We start from the raw sequence: 24,668 nt of genomic DNA on the forward strand, positions 1-24,668 counted from the left end.
GCTGTGCCTACGGAGATTGAGATTCGGTACTTCGCCGCGGCCGCCGAGGCGACGGGAGTCGAGAGCGAGACACTCGCGGTGTCGCCCGCCGAGCTCGGGGCGCTGCAGGACGCGCTCGTCGAGCGCTACGGCGAGCCGATGCAGCGCATCCTGCGGTCGGGCTCGTTCCTCGTCGGCGGTGTCGTGCGCCGCGACCGCGCGACGCCCGTTGCAGGAACGGTCGACGTGCTGCCGCCCTTCGCCGGCGGCTGATGCGGCTCCTCACCGCTGGCCGAGTAGCTCGCGCGAAGCCGTGCGTATCGAGACCCCGTCAGTACCGAGGAACCGCGGGATCCACCTGGCGCGACCACGCATCGATCCCGCCGGCGAGTGAGGTCACCGACTCGAAGTCGAGCTGCCGCAGCTGATCGCGGGCGATCGCCGAGCGGTACCCGGAGTGGCAGTAGATGACGGTCGGCGCCGCCGGGTCGAGCTCGCTCCACCGCGCCACGAGCTGACGCGACGGGATCAGCACCGAGTCCGGCAACGAGGCGATCTCGGCTTCCCAGGGCTCCCGCACGTCGACGAGCTGAATCGCCTCGCCGGCCTCGCGCATCGCGGCCAATGCCTCGGCTGAGATCTCGTCGGGAACGTCCATTTCTTCCTCCTGGCTGTCGCTGGTGGGTGCGGATGCTTCGCTGGTCGACTCGGACGAAGTCCGAATGGAGACCGAGACTCCGCAGAACGCTTCGTAATCCACGAGTCCCGTGACAGGCATCCGCTCTGGATCTCGCCCATACGCGAGCTCGCGGAACCCGCCACCGCGCGCGTCGTACGCGACCACGCGGCCGAGCAGCGGCGCGCCGATGCCGGTGATGAGCTTGACGGCTTCTGACACGAGCAGGCCGCCGACCACCGTGCACACCGAGGGCAGCACCCCTGCCTCGGCGCAGGACGGCACCGTGCCGGGCTCCGGCGGAACGGGGAACAGCTCGCGGTAGGTCGGCCCCTGCGCGTCCCACGAGATGCCGACCTGGCCGCCGAACTGGTGCACGGCGCCCCACACCGACGGGATGCCGGTGAGCGTCGCCGCGTCGTCGACGAGGTACCGCGTCGGGAAGTTGTCGCTGCCGTCGATCACGAGGTCGTACTCGGCGAACAGGGCGAGCGCGTTGTCGGACGAGAGCCGGTCGAGGTGCACCCGCACGGAGACCTCGGGGTTCAGCTCGCGCAGCCGGGCGGCGGCTCGCGCCGCCTTCGGGGCCCCGACGTCATACGGCGCGTACAGCGTCTGCCGGTGCAGGTTCGTCTCGTCGACCAGGTCGTCGTCGACGATGCCGATCGTGCCGACGCCCATGGCGGCCAGCTGCGGCAGCACCGCGCTGCCGAGGCCGCCTGCGCCGATCACGAGCACCCGCGCCGCTTCCAGCGCAGCCTGCCCGCCCGCGCCGAAGCCGGGGAGCATCAGCTGGCGGGAGTATCGCGCGAGATCGGCCACCCCACGATTCTCACACCGGCTGTGCACGAGAAGGTGGACACCGCGTCGCCGCTTCCGGCTCAAAAATCCTGCGGTTAGAGCCAAAACCGGCGACGCAACGAGCCGGCGACCCTCACGACTCCCGCACGATCTCCTCAGGAGCCTTGTCGGGCCGCAGCCCCCGCCACGACGGCTGGCGCAGCCGCCCGTCTCGGGTCCACTCCGCGAACTCGACCTCGCCGACGAGATCGGGCTTCAGCCAGTGCGCGTCTCTCGCATCGGCGCGCGGCACGTCGACCAGCGCCGGTGTCTTTCGCTCGCGCTTGGCCGCGAGCTCCGACAGCTCCGAGAGCGTGCGGTCGTTGAATCCCGTACCGACGCGGCCCACGTAGGCGAGCCCGCCCTTGCCGGGAATCCCCAGCAGCAGCGACCCGACGGTGCCCGACCGCCGCCCGTTCCCCGGCCGCCAGCCGGCGATCACAACCTCCTGCGTGCGGTGCAGCTTGACCTTGATCCACGCCTCTGAGCGCTTCCCAACTCGGTACGGCGCCTCGCGGTCCTTGACCATGATGCCCTCGAGGCGCAGCTCACGCGCGCGGTCGAGCGCCTCCGAGACCGACCCGTCGAACTCCGGCGGCACGAGGATGTCGCCTTCTGAGCGCACCGTGTCCTCCAGCATCCGCCGCCGCTCGTCATACGACTCGCCCGTGACGTCCTCGCCATCCAGCTCGAGCACGTCGAACAGCATGAACTTCACCGGCACGCCTTTGCGCACCCGCTCGACATCACCCGGCTTCGTGAGCCGCATGCGCTGCTGCAGCAGCCCGAAGTCGGGCAGCCCGCGCTTGTTCACGCCGATCACCTCGCCGTCGAGCACGGCGTCGTGGCCGCCCAGCCGGTCGGCGAGGTCGGCGAACTCTGGGTACGTCGTCGTGATGTCGATGCCGTTGCGGCTCACGAGCTTGGTCTCGCCGCCGCGAACATATGCGAGCACGCGCACGCCGTCCCACTTCATCTCGACGGCCGCGTCATCGGCGTGCGCGCTCTTCTCGCTGCCGAGCGTTGCGAGCATGGGCTGGTATTCGCGTTTCGATGCGGATGCCTTCCCCGACGGCTTCTTCGCCGACGAGGCCGCCTTCTTCTTCGCTTCCGCCGGTCGAATATCTCGCTCTGCGACCGTATCGAGACCCTTTCCTGACGAGGCGCTCTTGCTCTTCGCCGTGCTCTTCGCCGTGTTCCGAGCCTTGCCCTTGTCCTCGTCCAGCTCCATGCGGTGAATGAGCCAGTTCTTCTCGTCCCCGCCCTGCTTCGTCTGGATGAGCGCAACCTTCACCGGCTCGCCCCCGAGCCCGCCGTCGCGCGCACCGTGCAGCGTCGCGATCACCTCGTTGTCGCGGAACTTCTCGTACTCGTACTCGCCGTGATCCCAGATGTCGACGTGGCCGGCGCCGTACTCGCCCTTCGGGATGTCGCCGGAGAACGAGCCGTACTCGATCGGGTGGTCCTCGACGTGCACCGCGAGGTGGTTCTTCTCACCGAGCTCCGGCACGCCCTTCGGCAGCGCCCAGCTCACCAGCACCCCGTCGTGCTCGAGGCGGAAGTCGTAGTGCAGGCGCCGCGCTGCGTGCTTCTGAATGACGAACGACGTGCCCGACCCCGGCCGCGGCGCCTTCTCGGGCACCGGTTCCGGCGTCTTCTTCGCGTCGCGCATGCTGCGGTAGGTTGCGAGGCGGTCGGCCTCGCCGGCGTTCTGCGCGGGCGGCGCGAGCGGCTCGGCGGCATCCCCCCGCTTCTTGATCAGCCCCATGACCTCGTGCAGCTCGATCTGGCGCAGCCGGCCGGACGTGATCTCGCGCCACGTGCGCGGCATCGCGACGAACGGGCGCGAGCGGCCACGCAGCGAATAGGGCGTGACGGTGGTCTTCGCCGCGTTGTTCTGGCTCCAGTCGAGCATGACCTTGCCGCGGCGATCGACCTTCTTCATCGTCGAGATCACGAGGTCGGGGTGGTCGGCCTCGAGCGAGCGGGCGAGCTCGTGCGCGAGCTCGTTCGTCTGCTCAGAGGTGGACTTGCCGTCGAGCGCGGCGTAGAGATGGATGCCTTTGCTGCCGCTCGTGACGGGCACGGAGTCGAGCCCCATGTCGTCGAGGATCGCCTTCACGAGCTTCGCCGCCTCGACGCACTCCGGCAGCCCGACGCCCTCGCCGGGGTCGAGGTCGAGCACCAGCCGGTCGGGGTTGCCGCGCTCGCCGTCTTCCGTGAACCGCCACTGCGGCACGTGCAGCTCGAGCGAGGCGATCTGCGCCAGCCACGTGAGCGTGGCGACGTCGTTGAGCAGCGGGTACGAGTTGTCGTGATCCTTGTGGTGGATGACCTGCCTGGCGACCCACTCGGGCGTCGAGTCGTCGAGGTCCTTCTGGAAGAACACCATGCCGGGCTTCTCGGCGGTGCCGACCCCGTTCACCCAGCGCTTGCGGGTCACCGGCCGGTCGCTCGCGTAGGGCAGCAGATAGGGTGCGACCTCGGTGTAGTACCTGATCACGTCGCCCTTCGTGGTGCCCGTCTCGGGGTACATCACCTTGTCGAGGTTGCTCAGGGTGAGCCGGTGTCCTTCGACGCTGACGACTTGCTGTTCGCTTTTCCTGGCCACGGCGGCAGGCTACGGGCACGTCCGGCAGGCTTCCAGGGCCTTGACGCTGAGCGGATGCCCGGGCCAGATGGATCTATGCGAGCAATCGGAAAGCGCTCGATCTCCTTCGGGCTCGTGAACGTGCCCGTGAAGATCTACACCGCGACTCAGGACCACGACATCTCTCTGCATCAGGTGCATGACAAGGACGGCGGGCGCATCCACTACGAGCGCCGGTGCGACGTCTGCGGGAAGGTGATCCCGTTCGAGCACATCGACCACGCCTACGACTCCGGCGACCGCACGGTCGTGATCAGCGACGAGGACATGGAGTCGCTGCCCGAGGCGAGCCGCGACGACGTCGAGGTGGTCGAGTTCGTGCCCTCCGAGCAGCTCGACCCGATCACCTTCGAGCGCAGCTACTACCTCGAGCCCGAGAAGGGCGGCGTGAAGGCATACGTGCTGCTGCGCCGCACGCTCGAGCGCACCGACCGCACCGCGATCGTGCGCTTCGCCCTGCGCAACAAGACGCACCTCGGCGCGCTGCGCGTGCACGACGACGGCGTGATGGTGCTGCAGTCGCTGCTGTGGGGCGACGAGGTGCGCGAGGCCGACTTCTCGGTGCTCGAGAAGCCCCCGCGCATCACGCCGAAGGAGCAGGAACTGGCGGACTCCCTCGTCAAGAGCCTCGAAGCCGACTTCAACCCGGCCGTGTACAAGGACGAGTACCAGGAGGAGCTTCAGAAGCTCATCGACGCGAAGCTCGAAGAGGGCGACTCGGTCGACACCGCCGCGACCTTCGGCGAAGAGGCGGAAGAGGGTGAAGAGGAGGGCGGCGCAGAGGTCGTCGACCTGATGGAGGCACTGCGTCGCAGCGTCGACCGCAAGCGGTCCTCGCGCTCGAGCGACAGCGACAAGTCCTCTTCCGGAACCCGCCGCCGCAAGGCAAACTGACCGTCGAGCGAAGGAGCCCACCATGCTGACATCCGCGCACGCCTTCAGCGGTCTCGGCGTCACCGACCTCGCCGCCGCCAAGGAGTTCTACGGCGGCAAGCTCGGCCTCGTCGTCGAAGAGAACCCGGCCGGACTCACGCTGCAGCTGCCCGGCGGCTCGAGCCTGTTCGTGTACCAGTCGCCGAGCTTCGAGCCCGCCGGCTACACGGTGCTCAACTTCGAGGTCGCCGACATCACGACCGCCGCGACCGAACTGCGACTGGCCGGCATCGAGCTCGAGCGTTACGAGGGCCTCCCGCACGACGAGGCGGGCATCGTGCGCGGCAAGTCGGTCGGCGAGGGCCCCGACATCGCCTGGTTCCGCGACCCGAGCGGCAACATCCTCTCGATCCTGCAGAACTGACCGCGCCCGGTGATCGTCGCCGTCGCACTGGCCCTCGCCTGCGGAATGTCATATGGCGTCAGCGATTTCTTCGGCGGGGTGAGTTCGGCGCGGGTGCGCGTCGCGCCCACCTCGTTCCTGACCTACGGGCTCGCGACGGTCGTGGCCGCCGCAGCCCTGCTCGTCGCGGGCGGCAGATGGAGCGGCAGCGCGCTCGCCTGGGCCGTCCTCGCCGGGCTGTTCGCGGTCTCGGGCACACTGGCGTTCTACGCCGCACTCGTCGCGGGCCCGATGAGCCTGGTGACCCCGATCGTCGGCACCATCGAATCGGCGGTGCCGGTCATCGCGGCGGTGCTCATCGGGCAGCGCATGACGGCGCTCACCTGGCTCGCGATCGTCCTCGCGATCGCCGGCGGCGCGCTGGTGTCGCTCAAGATCGGAGCGGGCGAGCGTCTGACCGCGCGGCCGGCGCTGCTGGCCGTCGCGGGCGGACTGCTCTTCGGCGGCTCGATCATCGCGCTGAATCGCGCGCCGCGCGACTCCGGTCTGATCCCGGCGGTCTTCGAGGGCGGTGTCGGCTTCGTCATCATGGCCGCGCTGCTTGCGTGGGCGCGGGCGAGCACGCGCGTCTCGCGTCTGCTGCGACTCTTCGACGGCGGCGCGGATGCCGCACCTGCGGCCGCCGCACCGGGGCGGTCCGGCATCCGCTCCTATGCGGCGGGCATCGCCTCCGGCGTCCTGCTCGGCGCGAGCAACACGCTGCTCGTGCTGGCCTTGCGCGCCGGCCCGCTCGCCGTCGTCTCGGTGCTCGCGGACCTCTATCCGGTTGCCGCGGTGCTCCTCGCGTGGCTGGTGCTGCGCGAGCGGCTCTCGGCGGTGCAGGTCTCTGGAGTGGCGCTCGCGGTCGGGGCGTCCGCGCTGTTCGCGCTTGCCTGAGCCCACATGCTGCGCACGTTAAACGGATGATGGGGCCAACGCGGTCAGGAAGCACTTCCTGACCGCGTCGGCCCCAGTCAAGGGTTGCGGCTACCGACGGGGAGAGTCGGCGGTCCGCTCCTTCCGGCGCAGCAGCAGAGCGACTGCGCCGATCATCAGCAGGGCGAGCGCGGCGGCGAGGCCCGAGCTGATGTCTGTGCCGGTGCGGGCAAGGCTGCCATCGGCCGCAGCGGCGGCTGCCGCAGACGGGTCGAGGGCGAGCGGGGCGGCCAGCGCGCCACTGGTCACGAGACCGGCAGGCTCGGTGCCGCTGGTGCCTGCACCAGGGTCGGTCCCGTTGCCGGGCGTGCTGCCCGTGCCGGGGTTGGTGGTGGTGCCGGTGCCGGGCGTCGTGCCGGTGCCGGGGGTAGTGGTGCCGGTGCCGGGCGTCGTGCCGGTGCCGGGGTCGCTGCCGTCACCAGGGTTGCTGCCATCACCGGGGTTGCTGCCGTCGCCCGGATCCGTAGCGGTGGCGTCGGTGTCGCCGAGCACATCGGTGAGCACCGAGTCGAGCAGGCCGGACTGGGTGGTGACATCGGAGTTCACGACGTCCTGCAGGGCGGCGACCGGGTCGTCGGACTGCAGCGCAGCGGCGGTGTCAGCCGCGGTGTCCGCCACGCCGTTCAGCGTGTCGTCGACCGTCTGAGCGGTGTTGTTCAGCGCGTCGTCGACGGTGGTCGCGAGGTCGCCGGCGAGGTCGCCGCCGGACTCGACATCGGTGATCACGTTGTCGACGTCGGTTGCGGCGTCGCCGACCAGGCCGCCCTCGACGAGGGCGCCGTCACCGGCGATGTCGTTCGCGGCCGAGTCATCGCCCGTGACGTCGGCGAGGGGCGAGTCGTCGCCGGTCGCGGCGTCGAGCGGGCTGTCAGAGCCGAGCACCTGGTCGACGATCGGGTCGCCGACCGTCTGGTCGAGCGTGGCGCCCGGGTCGGTCAGGTCCTCGAGCACGTTGCCGCCGTCGGTGGCCTGGTCGACCACGTTGCCGTCACCGAGAACGGTGTCCACGACACCGGCGCCGAGGGCCGAGGTGATCGGGTCAGTGCCGGTGCCGGTGCCAGTGCCGCTGCCGGCTCCGCTTCCGGGCGTGCTGGTCGTGTCGGTGTCGCCGAGCACGTCGGTGAGCACCGGGTCGAGCAGGCCGGACTGCGTGGTGACGTCGGAGTTCACGACGTCCTGCAGGCCGCCGACCGGGTCGTCGGACTGCAGCGCGGCGGCGGTGTCGGCCAGGGTCTGGTCGGTGCCGGCCACGGCGTCATTCACCGTCTGCGCCGTGTCAGCGGCAGCGTCGTCGAGCAGGCCGCCAGCGTCGGTGAGGTCGCCGACCACGTCGCCGCCGGACTCGACGTCTGTCAGCACGTCGTCGCCGTTGGTCGCGGCGTCGCCGACCAGGCCGCCCTCGACGAGGGCACCGTCGCCGGCGATGTCGTCCGCCGCGGACCCGTCACCCGTGATGTCGGCGAGGGGCGAGTCGTCGCCGGTCGCGGCGTCGAGCGGGCTGTCCGAGCCGAGCACCTGGTCGACGATCGGGTCGCCGACCGTCTGGTCGAGCGTGGCGCCCGGGTCGGTCAGGTCCTCGACCACGTTCCCGCCGTCGGTGGCCTGGTCGACCGCGTTGTCAGCGCCGAGCGCGCTGTCGACGATGCCGTTGTCGATCGCAGAGCTGACCGGGTCGGTCGCGGCGGAAGCTCCACCGGCCGGGGCCGTGGTGCCGGCGCCGGTGCCCGAGTCGCCGAGCAGGTCGGCGGCTGCGTCATCGGTGAGGCCGGTGCTGTCGAGAGCATCGGAGGTGTTGTCACCCGCGTCCGTCACGGTCTGCGACAGATCGCCCGCGACGTCGCCGCCGCCGAGCAGGTCGGTCACGGTCTGGGCGGTGTCGGTCGCAGCGTCTGCGGCAAGGCCGTTCGCGACCTGGTCGTTCAGGTTGGCCGCGGCGTCCTGGCCGGTGGTGGTGAGGTCGTTCGTGACCCCGTTCACGTCGGTGCCGAGGTCGTCGGAGACCGGGGCGCCCGTGGCGAGGTCGTTCAGCACCGCGTCGGTGTTCTGGGTGGCGTCGCCGACCAGGCCGCCCTCGACGAGGGTGCCGTCACCGGCGATGTCGTTCAGGCCCGAGTCCTGCCCGACGGCCGCGTCCACGATGTCCGACGTGGCGGTGGTGTCGGTCAGGCCGTCGACCGTGCCCGTGACCGGGTCAGCGGTGGCGGGCACCTGGCTGTCCGAGCCGAGCACCGAGTCGAGCAGGTCGTCGCCTGCCACGGTGTCGACCGGGCTGTCTGAGCCGGTGAGGTCCTCGAGCGGGGTGGCGTCCGTTCCGCCGAGCAGTGCGGACGTGGCATCCGTGAGCCCGGTGTCGGTCACCGGGGCGACTGCGTTGCTGAGCTCGTCGCCTGGAACGGTGTCCGTGCCGGGGGCCGAGCTGGTCGCGGTGGTCGCGCCGAGCGTGTCCGCAAGCGCGGTGTCGGTGAGGCCGGTCGAGTCGGTGGCATCCGCCGTGCCGGTCAGCGCGTCGTTCACCGTCGTGCCGAGGTCGGCCCCGGTCGCAGCCGCGTCACCCGAGAGCAGGTCGCTCGTGGTGTCGGCCACGTTGTCGGTTGCGGTCGGGACAATGCCCGAATCGCCGATGACCTGGGTGCTGTTGGTCTGCGCGTCGGTCACGGTCGTGTTGACGTCCGACACGGCGTCGCTGACGGTGTCGCTCACAGCGCCCGCGACGTCGCCGCCGGAAGTCACTGCGTCGAGCACGCTGTCGGTGTTCGCCGCGGCGTCGCCCACCGTGCCGCCGTCCACGAGGCTGCCGTCCCCGGGAACATCTGCGGCGGCGGAATCCGCGCCGACGAGTGAGTCGACGACCGCGGGAACCGCGGTGCCGGCCGTTGCCTGGTCGACGGCGTCGGTTACCGGCGCGACGGCCGTGCCCGCTCCGCCGACCACGGAGTCGACGACGGTGTCGCCCGCGACGGCGTCGACGAGGCCGTTGTTGGTGAGCAGCGACGAGACGGGGCTGGTGCTCGTCGGGTCGGATGCTGTCGATGTGGTGGGGTCGCCGGTGGCGGCATTCGCCGCCGCGGCCCCCGCGAGGGTCAGACCCCCGAGGGCGACTGCGAACCACAGCGCCCTAGCGGTATTGGCTTTCACGAGAAAACTCCTTGACTGGGTAGGAGGGACCGCAGCGATCGCGCGATCCGTGGGTACGCGTCTGCCCGCCATGCGCTCGCCGAGACGGCAAGCAGGCGGACTGCGCCCTACCTAGTCAGGCGTTGAGTCGTGCTCGAAGACGGGGGATGCCGGCAGAGCATCGGTGCCTTCGAGGGTGGAGAGCCCCGCACCGAGCGCGGGGAAGTCGAAGCCGCTGAGCGAGCTCGCGAAGGGCGTGGAGCCCGCGCCGCTGCCGCCGCCGACAGCGGCGGAGCCGGCGCCGCCGGCGAGCAGGCCGCCGGGTGTCAGCGGGCTGCCGAGCGGGGTAGTGAGCTGCGCCGGCCCGACAGCGGACGGCGTGACCGTCAGCGCTGCGATGCGGCCGTTGCCGGGCGCGCTGAGAGAACCCAGAACAGGGCCGTGCAGCGGCTCAGCGGCGGCGATGCTCGGAGCGGCAGCGGTAGGCGTCGGCAGGCCTGCAGAGTCGCCGGAAAGCGCGCTGTCGAGGCCGCTGCCGAGCGCGTCGCCACCGGGCAGAAGACCGTCCGCGATGGGCAGCGAGCCGATCGTGGGAGCCTCGCCGGAGAGCCCGGCGTCGAGCCCGTCGGTCGTTTCCGTCACCGTCGTGTCGACCGTTCCCGTGAGGGAGGCGATCGCGTCGTCGAGGCCGGCCGCCGCAGGCGACGTGACCGTCGAAATCGGGTTGTGACCGGCGATTCCGCTGACCGCGGAGCCGACAACAGGAGCCTGCTCGATGCCGGAGACGACACCGTCGACCGCGGCCGAGACGCCCCCGAGCACGGTGCTCGCGGGCTTTGCGGCACCAAGCTGAGACACGGTGTGGGTGACCGGCGAAGACACGTGTGAGACGGTCTGGGTGACCGGCGTGGTGACGGCTTTGACAGGCGCCTGGACCGGCGCCGGAAGCGTGTGAACGGCCGTCGACACGACGGCTGAGACCGTGCCGGTCGTCGGCTTCACCACGGCGTCCGCCGTCGTTCCGACGCCACCGGCGACACCGTCGACCGCATGGGTCACCGAGCCAAGCGTCGAGCCGACGCCCGACAGTGCCGGGCCCAGCAGCGAGCTGTCGGATGCCGTGTGGCTGACGGCCTGCGTCGAGTCAGAGAGGGTCTCTGCGTGCGCTTCAGACGGCGAGAGAACCTGCGACAGGACGAAGAGCCCGCCGCCGACGGCGGTCGCGATCAGGGCAGCACGAATCGTGGCCTTGAGCCACGACGGCATGCGCCGATCCGAATCCATTACCGTCCCCCGGGTGGTAGAAACCAGACGACAGATTATCTGACAACTGACCGGCACTCAATAGGACCAACGAAAACTTTCCTCAGTTTTGGCCCTCGGGTGGGGGTGGCGCGACCGCCCCTTGGAGCGTCCGGCCACGGGGGTGGGCAGCCGGGCGCTCTACAGGAGGGAATCGCGAGGATCGCTCGCCTGCTCAGCAGACCAGACCGGGCATCCCGCGGCAAGTCATGCCCGGCGTGAGCGGCGAAATGTGACGGGAATACCTCGTGCCTGCCGTCAGTTCTATGCAAACGTATGTAAATGCGGCGCCTGACAGGGGCCGCGCAGACGAATGGAAGCAGCGGGACATGTCCTCTTCATCTATGCAGTTCGGCGTCTTCTCGGTGAGCGACATCACCCCCGACCCGACCACCGGCATCACCCCGAGCGAGGGCGAGCGCATCACTGCTGCGATCGCCATCGCCAAGAAGACCGAGGAGGTGGGCCTGGATGTCTTCGCCATCGGCGAGCACCACAACCCGCCGTTCTTCTCCTCGTCTCCCACCACTCTTCTCGCCGCCATTGCGGCGCAGACCGAGCGGCTGCTCGTCTCGACCGCGACCACGCTCATCACGACGAACGACCCGGTCAAGATCGCCGAGGACTTCGCGATGCTGCAGCACGTCTCGGGCGGTCGCGTCGACGTCATGCTCGGCCGCGGAAACACCGGCCCTGTCTACCCGTGGTTCGGGAAGGACATCCGGTCAGGCATCCAGCTCGCCATCGAGAACTACGCCCTGCTGCACCGTCTCTGGCGCGAAGACGTCGTCGACTGGGAGGGCCACTTCCGCACCCCGCTGCAGGGCTTCACCTCGACGCCGCGTCCGCTCGACGGCGTGCCTCCGTTCGTGTGGCACGGCTCGATCCGCAGCCCCGAGATCGCAGAGCAGGCCGCGTATTACGGCGACGGATTCTTCGCGAACCACATCTTCTGGCCGGCATCCCACACCCAGCGCATGATCGCGCTGTATCGCCAGCGCTACGCGCACTACGGCCATGGTGAAGAGAAGGACGCGATCGTCGGCCTCGGTGGCCAGCTCTACCTCGCGAAGAACTCGCAGGACGCGAAGCGCGAGTTCCGCCCGTACTTCGACAACGCGCCCGTGTACGGCCACGGCCCCACCCTCGAGGAGTTCAGCGAGCAGACGCCGCTCGCCGTCGGCAGCCCGCAGGAGATCATCGACAAGGTCCTCGGCTTCCGCGAGTACGTCGGCGACTACCAGCGCCAGCTGTTCCTCATGGACCACGCGGGGCTTCCGCTCACGACGGTTCTGAAGCAGCTCGATCTGCTCGGCGAGGAGGTCTTGCCGGTGCTGCGTAAGGAGTTCGATGCGCGCCGCGCGCCCGGCGTCCCGGACGCGCCGACCCACGCGGCACTGGTTGAGGCGAGCGGCGGCGCTCGCCAGTTCCGCCCGGGCGCGAATCGCGGCGACAACCTCACCGACGGCTCGCCGTATCAGGAGCCGGCCGCCGAGGAGGTGCAGGCATGACCACCCGCAACCTGGCCGTCGTCGCCGCAGGCGTCGGCGCCCCGTCGTCGACACGCATTCTCGCCGACCGTCTCGCAGCTGCTGCCGTCGAGGCGCTCCGCGACGAGTTCGACACCGGCGCCCAGGCCTCCGTCTTCGAACTGCGGGACACGGCGAAGGACGTCACCAACAACCTGGTGACCGGATTCCCGAGCCCGAAGCTCGCCGAGGTGATCGAGACCGTCGCCGGTGCCGACGGACTGATCGTCGTCACCCCGGTGTTCAACGCGTCCTTCAACGGCCTGTTCAAGTCGTTCCTCGATGTGATCGAGCCGAGTGCGCTGACGGGGCTGCCGACTCTGATCGGCGCCACGGGTGGGTCGCCTCGTCATTCGCAGGTGCTCGATTACGCGATGCGGCCGGTGCTCACGTACATGCACGCGGATGTCCTACCGACGGGCGTGTACGCGGCGACTGAGGACTGGGCGGGGCAGGCGGATGCTTCGCTGCCGAGCCTTCCCGACCGGATCGCTCGCGCCGGCCGTGAGTTCGCGGCACGCGTCGCGGTCACCGATCGGTCGAGCAGGCTCACCGACCCGTTCGCCCTCGACGGCTCGTTCTCGGTGACGGGCGGTTTCTCGGCCGAATAGTCGCCGGTCGACTTCGGCGAAGCCGAATGGAGACCCGCGACACGCCGACGACACGCCGAAGGGCGCCGGTTCTGAGCTGCGATCCGAACCGGCGCTCTTCTGTGCATAACCGGCCTGAATGTCAGTGGTTTCAAGGACCATGGATGTGGAAGGAAGTGTGGGGAATCTGTGTTGAAAGGTGTGGAGAGAAAAAATCTGGAAACACCACATCTAGTGGCATGACATTCGTGTAATTCCGGATATATAGTGTTCCTACCGCAGACGCGGAAGGGGTTTCGGCCCCGCACCAAGAGCTTCGATTCGAGGGGGCAACCATGGACTACGAGAGCAACGACACCGTCGGCGGTTACGCGGTTCCCGTCGACCCGATGGACCTGCTGCAGTGCGACAGCTGCCAGTAAGGCAACCGATCTTCGAAGAGCCCCGGTCGTGACGACCGGGGCTCTTCTTCGTTCCACGCGCCCGTTGCACGGGGGTTAACCCCACCCCGTTTTCGTCGGCTGCCCTGAGTTCGCCGCGTGCCCCCGCTTGCCAGGTTGGTCTCAGCCGGAAATCCCGGCGATTCGCACGAAACGGTGAGACCGATGACAGCAGTGGAAGTGCCTCTGAAGGCGAAGAGAAGGCTCATGGAGCGCACCGGCGTCTGGGCGCTGTGCGGCGTCGTGATCCTGCTCGCTCTCGACACGATCGGTGGCGCCTTCGCGAGCGCGCAGCACGACGTCTCGCTCTGGCCGGCCGTGCTCGGCCTGGTCGGGGTCGTGGCCGCGGTCGGTGTGGGCCTCTGGCTCTACATTGCGGTGATCATGCGCCGCTGGGCGCGCCGTGAGCCCGTCGAGCTGACGGGGGCGGGTAAAGCCCGCAACGCACTCGCCGGACTGGTGATCGGATGCCTGTTCATGGCGGTCGCGTTCCCGATCGTCCTCGCGCTCGGCGGCTACCGGGTGGACGGTTTCGCGCACTTCGGGGCGCACCAGGTGCTGAACGTGGTGAGCATGGTCCTGGTGTCGGCGTTCCTCGAAGAGCTGATGTTCCGCGGCATCCTGCTGCAGGCGATCGAGAAGTGGCTCGGGTGGATCCCGGCGCTCGCCATCACCTCGCTGCTGTTCGGCGCGGTCCACCTGCTCAACGACCTCAGCGCGTCGACCGTGTCGGTGTGGTCGGCGCTCGACATCGCGATCGAGGCCGGGTTCTTCCTCGGCGCGGCCTTCCTATGGCGGCGCAACCTCTGGCTCGTGATCGGCATCCACGCCGGCTGGAACGCCACCGAGTCGCTGCTCGGCATCCCGGTCTCGGGCACGAGGCCCGACGGCGTGCTGCAGATCTCGGCCCACGGCAGCTCGCTGCTCAACGGCGGAGCGTTCGGCATCGAGGGCTCGCTCGTGACGCTCCTCCTGGGCGCCGCGCTCGGGGTGCTGTTCCTCGTGCTGCCGAAGCAGGGCAAGATCGCTTCGAAGGAGGCCCGCGCATGACCGTCGCAGCACCGACCGCGCTCGCGCCGGCCCGAGAGGTCGGCGGCTGGCGGCGCTACGCGGCGCGCTGGCCGCGGGCAGGCAAAGAGGTCCTCGCGATCGTCGCCCTCTTCTTCACCGCGGTGGTCGGCTTCACCGTCGGGTGGACGCTGTTCGCGCTCGGTATCGGTCTGGTGCCGCTCTTCTTCATCGGGGTGTTCATCGCCGCAGCGGCCGGCATGTACGTGGGCAGGGGAGTCGGTGCCGTCGACCTCGCACTCCTCGAATGGACCGGCCTGCCCAGCATCCGGCGTGCGACCTGGGCCTCGGCGCCCGGGCTCGTAGGGTTCTTCCGCATGCTCTTCGGCAGCATCCGCTACTGGGCGACTCTCGCCTACGTCCTCGCCCCGCAGCTCATCGTCGCGGTCGTCTCCTTCACGGTGCTCGTGGTCTGCCTCGGTCTCGGACTCGGCGGCGTCAGCTGGCCGCTGTGGGGCTGGCTGCTCGGCGGCAGGGCCGGCACGAACAACGGCGGCCTCGAATGGCTGCTGCGCCAGTGGCTCGGCGGCGACCAGCGGGTGCTCGAGGGCGTCCTCTATGTCGTCATCGGCGTCGCGGTCCTCGTGGTGCTGCCCTTCGTGACCCGGGGTCTCGTGTGGTTGCACTGGGGTGTCGCCCGGGCGCTGCTGGGTGCGCGCACGGAGGAAGCGCTCCGCGCCGAGCTGTCAGAGGCGCAGGAATCGCGCGCCGCCGCGGTCGCCGCCGAAGACTCGGCCGTGCGCCGCATCGAGCGCGACATCCACGACGGCCCGCAGCAGCGTCTCATCCGCCTGCAACTCGATCTCGCCTCGGCCGGTCGCCGCATGGGCGACGACCCTGAGGCCGCCCGCGAGCTGATCGCCTCGGCGGCGCAGCAGGCGCACGACGCACTCGAGGAGCTGCGCGCCGTGGCGCTCGGCATCGCGCCGCCGATCCTGCTCGACCGCGGACTGGTGGCCGCGCTCGAGTCGGTGGCCGACCGCAACCCCGTTCCGGCACGCGTCGATTCAGGCATCCCGGCAGATGTCGAGCTCAGCCCCGAGCTGGAACGCAACGCCTACTTCATCGCTCACGAGGCGCTCGCCAATGCGACGAAGTACGCGCAGGGCACGCGCATCGACGTCCGCGTCGTCGCCGAGAACGGAGTCCTTCTTATAGAGGTCACCGACGACGGCATCGGCGGGGCGGCGCCGCGACCGGGTCACGGCCTCGCCGGCCTCAGCGACCGTGCGCGCGGCTTCGGCGGCCGGCTCGAACTGGCGAGCCCGGCGGGCGGCGGCACCCGCGTCACTGCGACACTGCCGATCACGGATGCCGCAGGCCGCACTCCCGTGGGCGGCTAGCCTGGCGGCGTGGGATTGCGCGTGGTCGTCGCCGACGACTCGGTCCTGCTTCGTGAGGGGCTCGTCAGAGTCCTTGGCGAGGCGGGGCACGAGGTCGTCGGCGCCTTCGGCGACGCCGACGCCCTCACCGCGGGCGTCGCCGAGCTCGCGCCTGACCTGGCCCTCGTCGACATCCGGATGCCTCCGGGGTTCCGCGACGAGGGGGTGCGCGCCGCGATCGAGCTCCGCCGCAGGCATCCGGCCCTCGGCATCCTGCTCCTGTCTCAGTACGTCGAGCTGGTCTATGCACAGGAACTGCTCGCAAGCGGCTCCGGCCGCGTCGGCTACCTGCTGAAAGACCGCGTGGCCTCCCTCGACGAGCTCGATGACGCGATCGAGCGCATCTCGCAGGGCGGCACCGTGCTCGACCCCGAGGTGGTCAGGCAGCTGATCGGCGCGCGCCGCGACCCGCTCGCCGCGCTCACCGCGCGCGAGGGCGAGGTGCTGCAGCTGATGGCCGAGGGCCGGTCGAACTCGGCGATCGCCCGCGCGCTCACGATCGGCGTCGGCGCGGTCGAGAAGAACGTGACGTCGATCTTCCTGAAGCTCGGTCTCGACGAGTCGGCCGCCGCCCATCGCCGGGTGCTCGCCGTGCTCACCTGGCTCGAACGCGCGCACGGCTGAGCCGCGCTCGAGCCCACGCTTACGCCGGCGCTACAGGCCGCCGTGCAGCAGCGCGTCGTGCAGCTCACGGGCCGCCCGGCCCATCGCCTGGTCCGCGGTCGGGTGGAACGCGCCCGACGTGCTCCCTCGGGCTAGGACGACGACCGCGTAGCGCTCGCCCGAACGGTGCTGCACGACACCGGCTTCGTGCCGCAGGTGCAGGAAGCTGCCGGTCTTGGACGACCACGTCGACGACTCCGACGTGAACTCGGGCGCCAGGCGCTGCTGGAACATATTGGCGCCGAGCAGCTCACGCACCGGTGCCGCCACGGTCTCCTCGATGCCGCCTGCCCACAGCGACGTCAGCAGATCCGCGAAAGCGCGGGCGCTGCACACATTCGCCGCGGCGACGTCGAGTTGAGGGAGCACCTGCGCGCTCCCCGACAGGTCGGCGGCGACGACGAGCTCATGCACCAGGCGGGCATCCGAGTCGCTCACGCGATCCGCGAGCGTCTTGTAGAGCTCGCCGATCGGGTGCCGCACGACGATTCCGGCGACACCGACGTCCCCGAGCCAGCGGTTCACGATCGCTGCGGGCGCGACCTCGTGCAGGAGCTCGGCTGCGGCGTTGTCGCTCGCGGCGATGCTCAGGTAGAGCAGATCGCTGAGGGCGATGTCGACCGGCTGGGTGAACCGGCTGATCCCTGTCCATCCGGGTGCACGGTTGTCGTCGTCGATGCGCACGCGCCGGGTGAGATCCAGGCGCCCCCGGGCGGCCTCGTCGAGGACGGTGGCGACGAGCGGGACCTTGACGAGCGATGCCATCGGAAACAGGACATCGATATCGAAGCCGATCTCCGCCCCCGTGTCGACGTTGCGAACGAGGGCGGCCCCGCGCAGGCCGGCTGCGGCGAGCGAAGCTTGAGCGCGGGCGATCGCACTTCCGGTCGCATTACTGAACCCCGTCGTCATCTGTGCTCCGTTTCCACCCCGAGTGCGCGGCCGATCTCTTCGGCGCACGCTGCGATGACCCGATCCCGCACGGCGCGGTCCCGCGCCTCCAGGCGATGATCCCTGGCTAGCGCCAGGTCGTGGATCGGCGCCCAGCCGAGGCCCCAGCGGGTGGCCTCCGCGCGGCTGCACAGCACGAGCGCGCTGCTCACGAGCGCGTCGGCGGCTGCGACCGCGGCGGACCGCGTGACGACGATCTGCGCCGGACTGAGTCCCGCGTTCACCGCATGCTTCCGCAGTTCCCCACCCAACGCGTCAAGGTCGTCCTCCGGCTGCACGTGCACCCGCGTCCACTCGGCCGGGGCTTCGCTGCGGTGCGGGCGCAGCGGAGAGAGCCGTGCCGGATGCGTCGGTGTCAGGTCTGCGCCGCCGACCCCCAGCGGAACGGACCAGTCGGGCGCCTGTACCGCGGTGACGACCGCGGCCGCGACGCCGCCGATGCGCAGTAGATCGTCTCGCTCGGCGCGACCGGCCCCGATCGGGGCGATCCGCAGCCCCGCGGTTTCCGCGCGCGCGACCGCTCGCGCGAGCTCCGCGGGCGCCACCTCGTGTGGGACGGCGATGCTCACCGTCGCCACTCGAGCCGACTCAGCGACAGCGTCGAGGTCGTCCACGGCCGAGACGAGCCGCGCGGCGACCGGCAGCATCGCCTTGCCGAACTCGGTCAATCCGACCTGCCGCGTAGTCCTGTCGAAGAGCCGGTCTCCCCATCGCGCCTCAAGCGCGGCGATCCGCCGACTCGCGACGGGTTGTGGGATTCCGCACTCGGCGGCCCCCGCCGAGAAGCTGCCGCGCCGTGCCACTGCGGCGAACAGCCGAACTGCCGCGGTGACGTCCATTCACTCAGTTATGCAGAATCGACATCAAATATCAATATTCGGTCTTTGTCTGCATGAATTAGGTGAACGCAGGGTGGGCGCATGACATCTTCACGAGGACTCATGACCCTTGATCGCCGCGGGCTTCTCGGCCTCGGTCTCGCCGGATCGGCGGCGCTGGTGGCGGGGCTGACCGGCTGCACCCCGACCGCAGCGGCGGCTGACGTCGACGGCGGTGGCGCGTCGGAGGGCATCCGTGACAGTCTGCTCGGGCTTGAGAAGGAGGCGGGCGTCACGATCGGCGTGCACGCGACGAATGCCGTCGGGCGGTCGGTGTTCTTCCGGCCGGCCGAGAGGTTCCCGCTCTGCTCGACCTTCAAGGTGCTCGCCGTCGGCGCTCTCCTCAAAGAGAACTCCTACAACGACCGGTTCTGGCAGACCCCGGTCGCCTTCACGGCCGCCGACATCGTCGAGAACTCGCCCATTACCTCGCGCGATCCCGACCGGACCATGACCTATTCAGAGCTCGCGGATGCCGCCCTGCGCTACAGCGACAATACGGCGGGCAACTTGCTCCTCAAACGCGTCGGTGGTCCCGCGGCGATCACCTCCTTCGCCCGCAGCCTCGGCGCGGCACAGACGAGGCTCGATCGCTGGGAACCGCAGCTCAACGCCGCCGTCCCCGGCGACCTGCGTGACACCAGTACGCCCGCGGATCTCGATGGCCTCTATCGCGCGTTGCTTATCGGCGACGCACTCGATCAGCTGGGTCGGGCACGATTGCTCGAGTGGATGCTGCGCAACACCACCTCGGCGAAGCGGATCGGCGCTGTTCTGCCCGCCCATGCCGAACTGGCAGACAAGACGGGCGCGGGGGATTACGGAGTGGTCAACGACGTCGGTGTCGTGTTCGCACCCGAGTCCACAATCAGCGTCGCGATCATGACACGCTCCGCGCATCGCGATGCCACGGGCAACAACGACGTCGTCGCGCGCACGGCCGCCGTCGTTCTGGAAGCCCTCGCGTGAGCGTCTCCGGGGCGCGGGGAATCGTGACAGCGGTCGCCGTCGCGCTCGCCGCAGCCGTGCTCGGGGGGCTGCCCTGGCTGCTCACCGGCGCGCGTCTGCCGCTCCAGAACCTGTGGGCGTCCGAGACGCCTCCTGCGCAGATGCCTCACACGATGCTGCCGTTCTCGCAGTACAGCCTCGTCTTCCAGGCATCCATCATCATCGTCGGCGCGGGTCTCGCGGGTCTCTCCGTGCGCCTGCTCGCACGTGTCCTCGACCGGCACGCGCCATTGGCCGGCGTGGCCGGTGCAATGCTCGCGGTGCTCTACATCGCGGCCATCATCCAGACAGGCCTGACGGTCGCGAGCGGCCTGCAGCGCGATCTCCCCGGGTGGCGCGGGGTACTCGGCGATGAGGACGCCCGGCCGCTGTCCGGCGCGTCGCAGCTCTACCTCGCTGGCCTCATCGGGGTGGCGATCGTCGTCGTCCTGTTCGCACTCGCTGTGTACGTCGTGGTGGCCCGCGCGCGCGTTCCTGCGGCGGCCGTCGCGCTGAGTATCGTCGCGGTTCTGCTCGGGCCGTGGGTGCGTGAGCTGGTCCAGGCGACGGCGGTGATCGAGCCCACCCGACCGGCAGCGTGGCTCGACCCCATCACCTGGGTCCCCCCGATCGGCGTGGGCCTCGCGATCTGCTGGTGCGGTGTCCGTGGCGTGCGCCGCATCGTGGCCGCCGCGGTGTGCCTCGCCGTTCTGTGGCTCGTGCCCGCGCTGCTTGAGACCGTGAGCGCGGTCGCGGGCAGCCGGGCACTCGTGCACGATCCGCGAGAGCTCGCCGACTATGGCTGGGGGCTGTTCCGCATGCTGCTCGGCCCCGCAGGGTGGTCGCTCCCGTTGCTCGGGGCTGCGGTGGTGGTCGCGGTCGCGGGCGCGGTCGGCGCGAGGCTGGTGCGCAGAGCACGACCCCCGGCCTCGCCCTGAGGCGGGCCGCCGGGGTTCTTCCTAGAGCGCACGGCTAGGCTTTGCGGGTGCCGATCAATCCCGACATCGTGGGCCGCGCGCTCCAGCCGACCGCGCCTTATCTGGTGGGCCGCGAGAAGATCCGCGAGTTCTCCCGAGCCGTGTTCGCCACCAACCCGGTCAACCTCGACCCGGCGGCGGCGCAGGCCGCGGGCTACGCCGACGTGGTCGCCCCGCCGACGTTCCCCATTGTCATCCAGCAGCTGACGCTCGACCAGCTGCTCGCCGAGCCCGACGCCGGCATCGACTTCAGCCGCGTCGTGCACGGCGACCAGCGCTTCAGCTACACCCGGCCGATCGTCGCGGGCGACGAGCTCACCGGGCAGCTCACCGTGGCGAGCGTCAAGACGCTCGGCGGCAACTCGATGGTGACGGCCGACACCGTGGTGACCGACGCCGCCGGCGAGCACGTCGTCACCGCGATCTCGACCCTCGTCGTGCGAGCGGAGGACTGACCGACATGACCGGCAGCATCGACATCCTCGCGGTCGGCGACGTCGTCGCCGAGGCCGCCTTCCCGCTGACACGCGACTCGCTCGTGCGCTACGCGGGCGCCTCGGGCGACTTCAACCCGATCCACTACCGCGACGACGTGGCGGCCTCTGTCGGCCTGCCCGGCGTTCTCGCGCATGGCATGCTCACCATGGGCCTGGCCGTTCAGCCCGTCTCCGACTGGCTGGGTGACCCCGGCCGCATCCTCGACTACCAGGTGCGCTTCACCCGCCCCGTCGTCGTCGACCCCCAGGCCGGCGCCGAGGTCCTCGTCGTCGCGAAGGTCGGCAAGCTCGACGCAGAGGCCGGCCAGGCGCGCATCGACCTCACCGTGTCGGTGGGCGAGCAGACGGTGCTCGGCAAGGCGCAGGTCCTCGTCCGGCTGTGAGCGACACCACCGTGACCGCGATCCCCGCTCTGTCCGAGCTGACGACCCTGCGCGTCGGCGGGGTTCCCCAGGCGCTCATCGCCCCGACGACCGAGGTCGAGCTCGTCAAGGCGGCGAGCGAGCTGTGGTCGCAGGACGAACCGTGGCTGATCCTCGGCGGCGGCTCGAACACCGTCGCCCCCGATGACGGCTTCCCGGGAACCGTGCTGCACGTCGTTACCCGCGGCATCGAGACGCTCCCGTCCGAGCATGAGGGCGAGGTGCGCCTGCGCATCCAGGCGGGCGAGCCGTGGGACGACGTCGTCGCCCACGCGGTCGCGCACGGCTGGGCCGGCATCGAGGCGCTCAGCGGCATCCCCGGCTCCACCGGGGCGGTGCCCGTGCAGAACGTGGGCGCCTACGGGCAAGAGGTCGGCAGCGCTCTCGTCGCGATCGACGTGCTCGACGCCGAGTCCCTCGAGGTGCGCCGGCTCGAGGCATCAGAGCTGAAGCTCGGCTATCGCGACTCGATCTTCAAGCACGGCTATCAGGGATTGATCACGGCCGTCGAGCTCACGCTGACGCAGGCGGGCACGGATGCCTCAGCCTCCGGCGCCCCCGTCGCCTACGCCCAACTCGCGACAGCGCTCGGCGTCGAGCTCGGTGCGCGAGTGCCGCTCTCCGCGGCGCGCGAGGCGGTCCTCGCCCTGCGCCGCTCGAAGGGCATGGTCCTCGACTCCGCCGATCCCGACACCGCAAGTGCCGGGTCGTTCTTCACGAACCCGATCGTCCCCGAGTCGTTCGCCCGCGACCTTCCCGGCGACGGCCCGCGCTGGCCCGTGGCAGACCAGCCCGACGACGGCCCGGTGCTCGTGAAGCTGAGCGCCGCCTGGCTCATCGAGCACAGCGGCATCGCCCGCGGCTTCGCTCTGCCCGGCTCCCGCGCCGCGGTGTCGAGTAAGCACACGCTCGCCCTGACCAACCGCGGGGGAGCGACCGCGGCCGAGATCGTGCAGCTCGCGACCTTCATCCAGGCACGCGTCTCGAACGACTTCGGCATCAACCTGCAGCCAGAGCCGGTCATTCTGTAGCAGGCTCTTGCGATTTCGGGTCATCCCGACGAAGTACATCGTCAACGGGCTGCGCACCTCCTTCGCCGGCGACATCCTCACGGGGCCGACGATGTGGGCGCTCTTCTGGGCGGTCGTCTTCGTCATCGCCGGACTGTGGGTCGGAACGCGCACGTTCCGCCGCGACGCATAGGGAACGTGACATGACACGAGAAGCGGATGCCTGACCCGCGGGCGCGGCGTCAGGCATCCGCTTATCTCTCAACGCATCAACGCGGGCGAGTCGCCGCCTTCAGTCCCTGCGTCAGCCCGATGATCAGCAGCAGCGCGCCGAGGGCGAGCGCCCCGGCGATGGCCCAGCCGCCGTCGTCGAGCGACAGCACCCAGGCGCTGAACGCGGCCCGGCGCTCTTCGGCCAGCAGCGTCCAGATGGTGAACCAGCCGGCCGCCGCGAACACGAGGCCCCAGATGATGCCGGCCCAGCGCACGCGGGGGGTGGTCCGCACCGGGCGCTGCGTGCCCCACGAGCCGAGCCAGGCGGGCTCCGCTTCGCCGAGTGCCGCGGTCGGAGCACTCGCAGCCGCTCCTGTCGGCGTCGCCTCAGTTGCAGTTGACTCCGTCGTCGCGGCGCCGCCGGGCGCGGCATCCGCTCGCTCGCTCTCGAACAGCTCCTCGAGCTTCGCCGTCTTCTGTTCGTTCTTCTCGTCGCTCATGGTCCTGTTTCCTCAGTCGAGATCGTCGATGGCGGCGTCGATGTAGTCGCCGAGATCGCCGGAGAGGCTGTCCTGTCGGATCCCGCTGTTCGGCGCCCCGCCGCCCTGATAGATGTAGACACCGCCGTGCCCCTGCGTCACGTCGATGACGAGGTCGGGCGATCCGCTTCCATATGTCCAGCTGCGCTCATCGGCGCGGCCACCCGATGCACCGACGTGCGCACCCGACTGAGCAGACAGCGTGTCGCCGTCGCGCACGAAGCGGTGCACCTGCGAATCCCGGCTCGTCACAGTGACGCGGGCGTCCACGTCGTCGCCGAGGTAGAGCGCGACCGCGCCGAAGGTCTGGTCGAGCTTGATCTCCCGCGTGCCCTTGGAACCCAGGTCGGCCGCGGCGGCGTCGACTTCGATCTGCCCCGCGAACTGCGTGAATCGCACGTCGCGGTCGGCCTGGATCCGCGTGAATCCGACCGGGGCGTCATGCACGGGCCACCCGAACGACCCGACGCCGATGACCAGCGTCGCGATCGCGAAGAACGCCAGTGTGCCGCTGCGGCGGCGGGCCGCGCCGGCGACGACCATGCCGAGGCCGATCACCATGAGCGCGACCGCCATGCCGATCGGCGCGGCGTACCGCCCGAGTTCCGCGTCGCCCGCGGTGACGATGCCTGCGATTCCGCCGCCGATGAGCGCGACTCCGAGAACGAGCGCGACCCCCCAGCCGGCCAGACGCGGGTTCGCGGCGCGGCGCGCGAGCCGCTGCTGCTCGAGTCGTGCCGTCATCTCCTGGGTCCTGGCGCGCATCTCGGCGCTGCGCACGTCGCGTGCCGAGCGCAGCTGCGCGCGCTGCTGCTCCTGCCAGGCCTGGTGCTGCTCGCGCCACTGCGCATACCGCTCGCGCCACTCGCCGAGGTCGTCTTTGGTGGCGCCGGCCCCGGGCGCAGACGGCGCCGCCGGGGGAGCGTCGGGAGCGGGCTGATCGGATGCCTGTGCCGAGGCCGCGCCGTCAGAGGAGCTCGTCGCGAACGGTCGCGCCGCGGCACCTGCCGCTGCGGCCGTGGCGGCGAACGGCACCGACGAGCCGCTCGCGGACGCGCCGCTTCCCGGCCGCTCCGGCGCCCACTGCGCCCACTTCGGCCGCTCGCCTGCGGGTGTCTCGCGCACTCGCCGCACCAGCCAGACGACGAACCACACGATCGCGCCGATGATGGCGAGGTTCCAGAGCACGCGCAGCACCGTGGCGGGGGCCGCAATCCACCAGGCCGAGCCGACTACGTTCCCGCCGAGCCACCACAGCCCCTGCGTGAACGGGATGAAGGTCAGCACGACGAGGATGCCGATGGCGATCAGCGGCGCGTCGAAGATCCCGCGCAGCATCCGCTCGAGGTGGATCTCGCCGTGGGTGTCCGGCAGCAGCAGCCAGGCGGCCGCATAGAAGAACAGGGCCGGGCCGCCGAGAATCGCGATCACGACGGCGATGCCGCGCACGATCAGGGGGTCGAGGCCGGTGCGCAGGGCGATGCCGCCGCACACGCCGCCGATCCAGCCGTCCGCACGCACCACGCCGAGGCTGCGCAGCCACGTGAAGAAGCGGTTGGATCCCGGCCGCTGTGCGTCCGGTGAAGTGGGGGTCGAGGTCTGGTTCGTCACACTTCGATGGTCCCGCCCGCCTCGTCGGCGCACCATGAGGGGGTGCCCTGACCGCACCCTGAAAAGCGCGCGATCGGGCGGTCAGGGTGGCCCCGGCGA

Annotated in this window: 23 protein-coding genes; 15 read left to right on the top strand and 8 right to left on the bottom strand. The window is 70.3% G+C overall.

The features are described from left to right. Nucleotides 1-3 precede the first annotated feature (3 nt). The gene (locus ABD736_RS12710) at nucleotides 4-252 is read left to right on the top strand and encodes a MoaD/ThiS family protein (RefSeq protein ID WP_344792150.1); all 249 of its coding nucleotides are present in this window, start codon (nucleotides 4-6) and stop codon (nucleotides 250-252) included. A 58-nt stretch (nucleotides 253-310) separates the two neighbouring features. Here the strand turns inward: ABD736_RS12710 and ABD736_RS12715 are convergent, their stop codons facing one another. Further along, the gene (locus tag ABD736_RS12715) at nucleotides 311-1,477 is read right to left on the bottom strand and encodes a ThiF family adenylyltransferase (protein WP_344792151.1); all 1,167 of its coding nucleotides are present in this window, start codon (nucleotides 1,475-1,477) and stop codon (nucleotides 311-313) included. Between the two features lie 112 nt (nucleotides 1,478-1,589). Then, entirely contained in the window at nucleotides 1,590-4,106 is a 2,517-nt protein-coding gene (locus ABD736_RS12720; RefSeq protein WP_344792152.1) for an ATP-dependent DNA ligase, read from the bottom strand. Nucleotides 4,107-4,181: 75 nt separating this feature from the next. Here ABD736_RS12720 and ku point away from each other — a divergent pair, with 75 nt between their 5' ends. Genes ku through ABD736_RS12735 form a run of 3 tightly spaced genes read left to right on the top strand, consistent with a single transcriptional unit; the run spans nucleotide 4,182 to nucleotide 6,357 of the window. Further along, nucleotides 4,182-5,039: a non-homologous end joining protein Ku gene (gene ku, locus ABD736_RS12725; protein ID WP_344792153.1), complete on the top strand. Its 858-nt coding sequence runs from the start codon at nucleotides 4,182-4,184 to the stop codon at nucleotides 5,037-5,039. 22 nt (nucleotides 5,040-5,061) lie between these two features. Continuing rightward, nucleotides 5,062-5,442, top strand: coding sequence for a VOC family protein (locus ABD736_RS12730; protein ID WP_344792154.1), 381 nt, complete (start codon nucleotides 5,062-5,064; stop codon nucleotides 5,440-5,442). A gap of 9 nt (nucleotides 5,443-5,451) precedes the next feature. Beyond that, complete coding sequence (locus ABD736_RS12735) at nucleotides 5,452-6,357, top strand: EamA family transporter (protein WP_344792155.1); 906 nt, start codon at nucleotides 5,452-5,454, stop codon at nucleotides 6,355-6,357. Nucleotides 6,358-6,447: 90 nt separating this feature from the next. On the opposite strand, the gene ABD736_RS12740 is transcribed toward ABD736_RS12735, so the two are convergent. Beyond that, entirely contained in the window at nucleotides 6,448-9,531 is a 3,084-nt protein-coding gene (locus tag ABD736_RS12740; protein ID WP_344792156.1) for a beta strand repeat-containing protein, read from the bottom strand. A gap of 111 nt (nucleotides 9,532-9,642) precedes the next feature. After that, nucleotides 9,643-10,776: a hypothetical protein gene (locus tag ABD736_RS12745; protein ID WP_344792157.1), complete on the bottom strand. Its 1,134-nt coding sequence runs from the start codon at nucleotides 10,774-10,776 to the stop codon at nucleotides 9,643-9,645. A 380-nt stretch (nucleotides 10,777-11,156) separates the two neighbouring features. On the opposite strand from ABD736_RS12745, the gene ABD736_RS12750 reads away from it, so the two are divergent. The 5 genes from ABD736_RS12750 to ABD736_RS12770 all read left to right on the top strand — a co-directional run bounded on the left by ABD736_RS12750 (nucleotide 11,157) and on the right by ABD736_RS12770 (nucleotide 16,445). Beyond that, nucleotides 11,157-12,323, top strand: coding sequence for an LLM class flavin-dependent oxidoreductase (locus ABD736_RS12750; protein ID WP_344792253.1), 1,167 nt, complete (start codon nucleotides 11,157-11,159; stop codon nucleotides 12,321-12,323). After that, on the top strand, nucleotides 12,320-12,952 hold the full coding sequence (locus ABD736_RS12755; protein ID WP_344792158.1) for a CE1759 family FMN reductase: 633 nt from the start codon (nucleotides 12,320-12,322) through the stop codon (nucleotides 12,950-12,952). Before ABD736_RS12750 ends, ABD736_RS12755 begins: the two co-directional genes overlap by 4 nt. 584 nt (nucleotides 12,953-13,536) lie before the next feature. Then, complete coding sequence (locus ABD736_RS12760) at nucleotides 13,537-14,421, top strand: CPBP family intramembrane glutamic endopeptidase (RefSeq protein WP_344792159.1); 885 nt, start codon at nucleotides 13,537-13,539, stop codon at nucleotides 14,419-14,421. Further along, nucleotides 14,418-15,782 carry a sensor histidine kinase gene (locus ABD736_RS12765; protein ID WP_344792160.1) on the top strand — a complete coding sequence of 455 codons (1,365 nt, stop codon included), beginning with the start codon at nucleotides 14,418-14,420 and terminating at the stop codon, nucleotides 15,780-15,782. Before ABD736_RS12760 ends, ABD736_RS12765 begins: the two co-directional genes overlap by 4 nt. Nucleotides 15,783-15,797: 15 nt before the next feature. Beyond that, a complete protein-coding gene (locus tag ABD736_RS12770; protein ID WP_344792254.1) occupies nucleotides 15,798-16,445 on the top strand; it encodes a response regulator transcription factor in 648 nt (215 codons plus the stop codon). A 30-nt stretch (nucleotides 16,446-16,475) separates the two neighbouring features. Here ABD736_RS12770 and ABD736_RS12775 read toward each other — a convergent pair whose 3' ends face one another. After that, nucleotides 16,476-17,396 carry a serine hydrolase gene (locus ABD736_RS12775; RefSeq protein WP_344792161.1) on the bottom strand — a complete coding sequence of 307 codons (921 nt, stop codon included), beginning with the start codon at nucleotides 17,394-17,396 and terminating at the stop codon, nucleotides 16,476-16,478. After that, nucleotides 17,393-18,274, bottom strand: a complete 882-nt coding sequence (locus ABD736_RS12780) for a LysR family transcriptional regulator (RefSeq protein WP_344792162.1) — start codon at nucleotides 18,272-18,274, stop codon at nucleotides 17,393-17,395. The genes ABD736_RS12775 and ABD736_RS12780 overlap by 4 nt, the downstream gene beginning before the upstream one ends. Before the next feature lie 102 nt (nucleotides 18,275-18,376). Here ABD736_RS12780 and bla point away from each other — a divergent pair, with 102 nt between their 5' ends. The 6 genes from bla to ABD736_RS12810 are packed head-to-tail and all read left to right on the top strand — an operon-like array spanning nucleotide 18,377 to nucleotide 22,399. Further along, entirely contained in the window at nucleotides 18,377-19,282 is a 906-nt protein-coding gene (gene bla, locus ABD736_RS12785; protein ID WP_344792163.1) for a class A beta-lactamase, read from the top strand. After that, nucleotides 19,279-20,238: a hypothetical protein gene (locus ABD736_RS12790; RefSeq protein ID WP_344792164.1), complete on the top strand. Its 960-nt coding sequence runs from the start codon at nucleotides 19,279-19,281 to the stop codon at nucleotides 20,236-20,238. The genes bla and ABD736_RS12790 overlap by 4 nt, the downstream gene beginning before the upstream one ends. 47 nt (nucleotides 20,239-20,285) lie before the next feature. Continuing rightward, nucleotides 20,286-20,732, top strand: a complete 447-nt coding sequence (locus ABD736_RS12795) for an FAS1-like dehydratase domain-containing protein (RefSeq protein WP_344792165.1) — start codon at nucleotides 20,286-20,288, stop codon at nucleotides 20,730-20,732. A gap of 5 nt (nucleotides 20,733-20,737) precedes the next feature. Then, complete coding sequence (locus ABD736_RS12800; protein ID WP_344792166.1) at nucleotides 20,738-21,157, top strand: MaoC family dehydratase; 420 nt, start codon at nucleotides 20,738-20,740, stop codon at nucleotides 21,155-21,157. After that, nucleotides 21,154-22,227, top strand: coding sequence for a UDP-N-acetylmuramate dehydrogenase (locus ABD736_RS12805; RefSeq protein WP_344792167.1), 1,074 nt, complete (start codon nucleotides 21,154-21,156; stop codon nucleotides 22,225-22,227). The genes ABD736_RS12800 and ABD736_RS12805 overlap by 4 nt, the downstream gene beginning before the upstream one ends. Nucleotides 22,228-22,234: 7 nt before the next feature. After that, nucleotides 22,235-22,399: a hypothetical protein gene (locus ABD736_RS12810; protein ID WP_344792168.1), complete on the top strand. Its 165-nt coding sequence runs from the start codon at nucleotides 22,235-22,237 to the stop codon at nucleotides 22,397-22,399. Between the two features lie 76 nt (nucleotides 22,400-22,475). Here ABD736_RS12810 and ABD736_RS12815 read toward each other — a convergent pair whose 3' ends face one another. Further along, nucleotides 22,476-22,919, bottom strand: coding sequence for a hypothetical protein (locus ABD736_RS12815; protein WP_344792169.1), 444 nt, complete (start codon nucleotides 22,917-22,919; stop codon nucleotides 22,476-22,478). A gap of 12 nt (nucleotides 22,920-22,931) precedes the next feature. Beyond that, nucleotides 22,932-24,569 carry a PspC domain-containing protein gene (locus ABD736_RS12820; RefSeq protein ID WP_344792170.1) on the bottom strand — a complete coding sequence of 546 codons (1,638 nt, stop codon included), beginning with the start codon at nucleotides 24,567-24,569 and terminating at the stop codon, nucleotides 22,932-22,934. Nucleotides 24,570-24,668 lie beyond the last annotated feature (99 nt).

Origin of the sequence: Gryllotalpicola daejeonensis, from assembly GCF_039538145.1 — a bacterium.
Classification (GTDB): domain Bacteria; phylum Actinomycetota; class Actinomycetes; order Actinomycetales; family Microbacteriaceae; genus Gryllotalpicola; species Gryllotalpicola daejeonensis.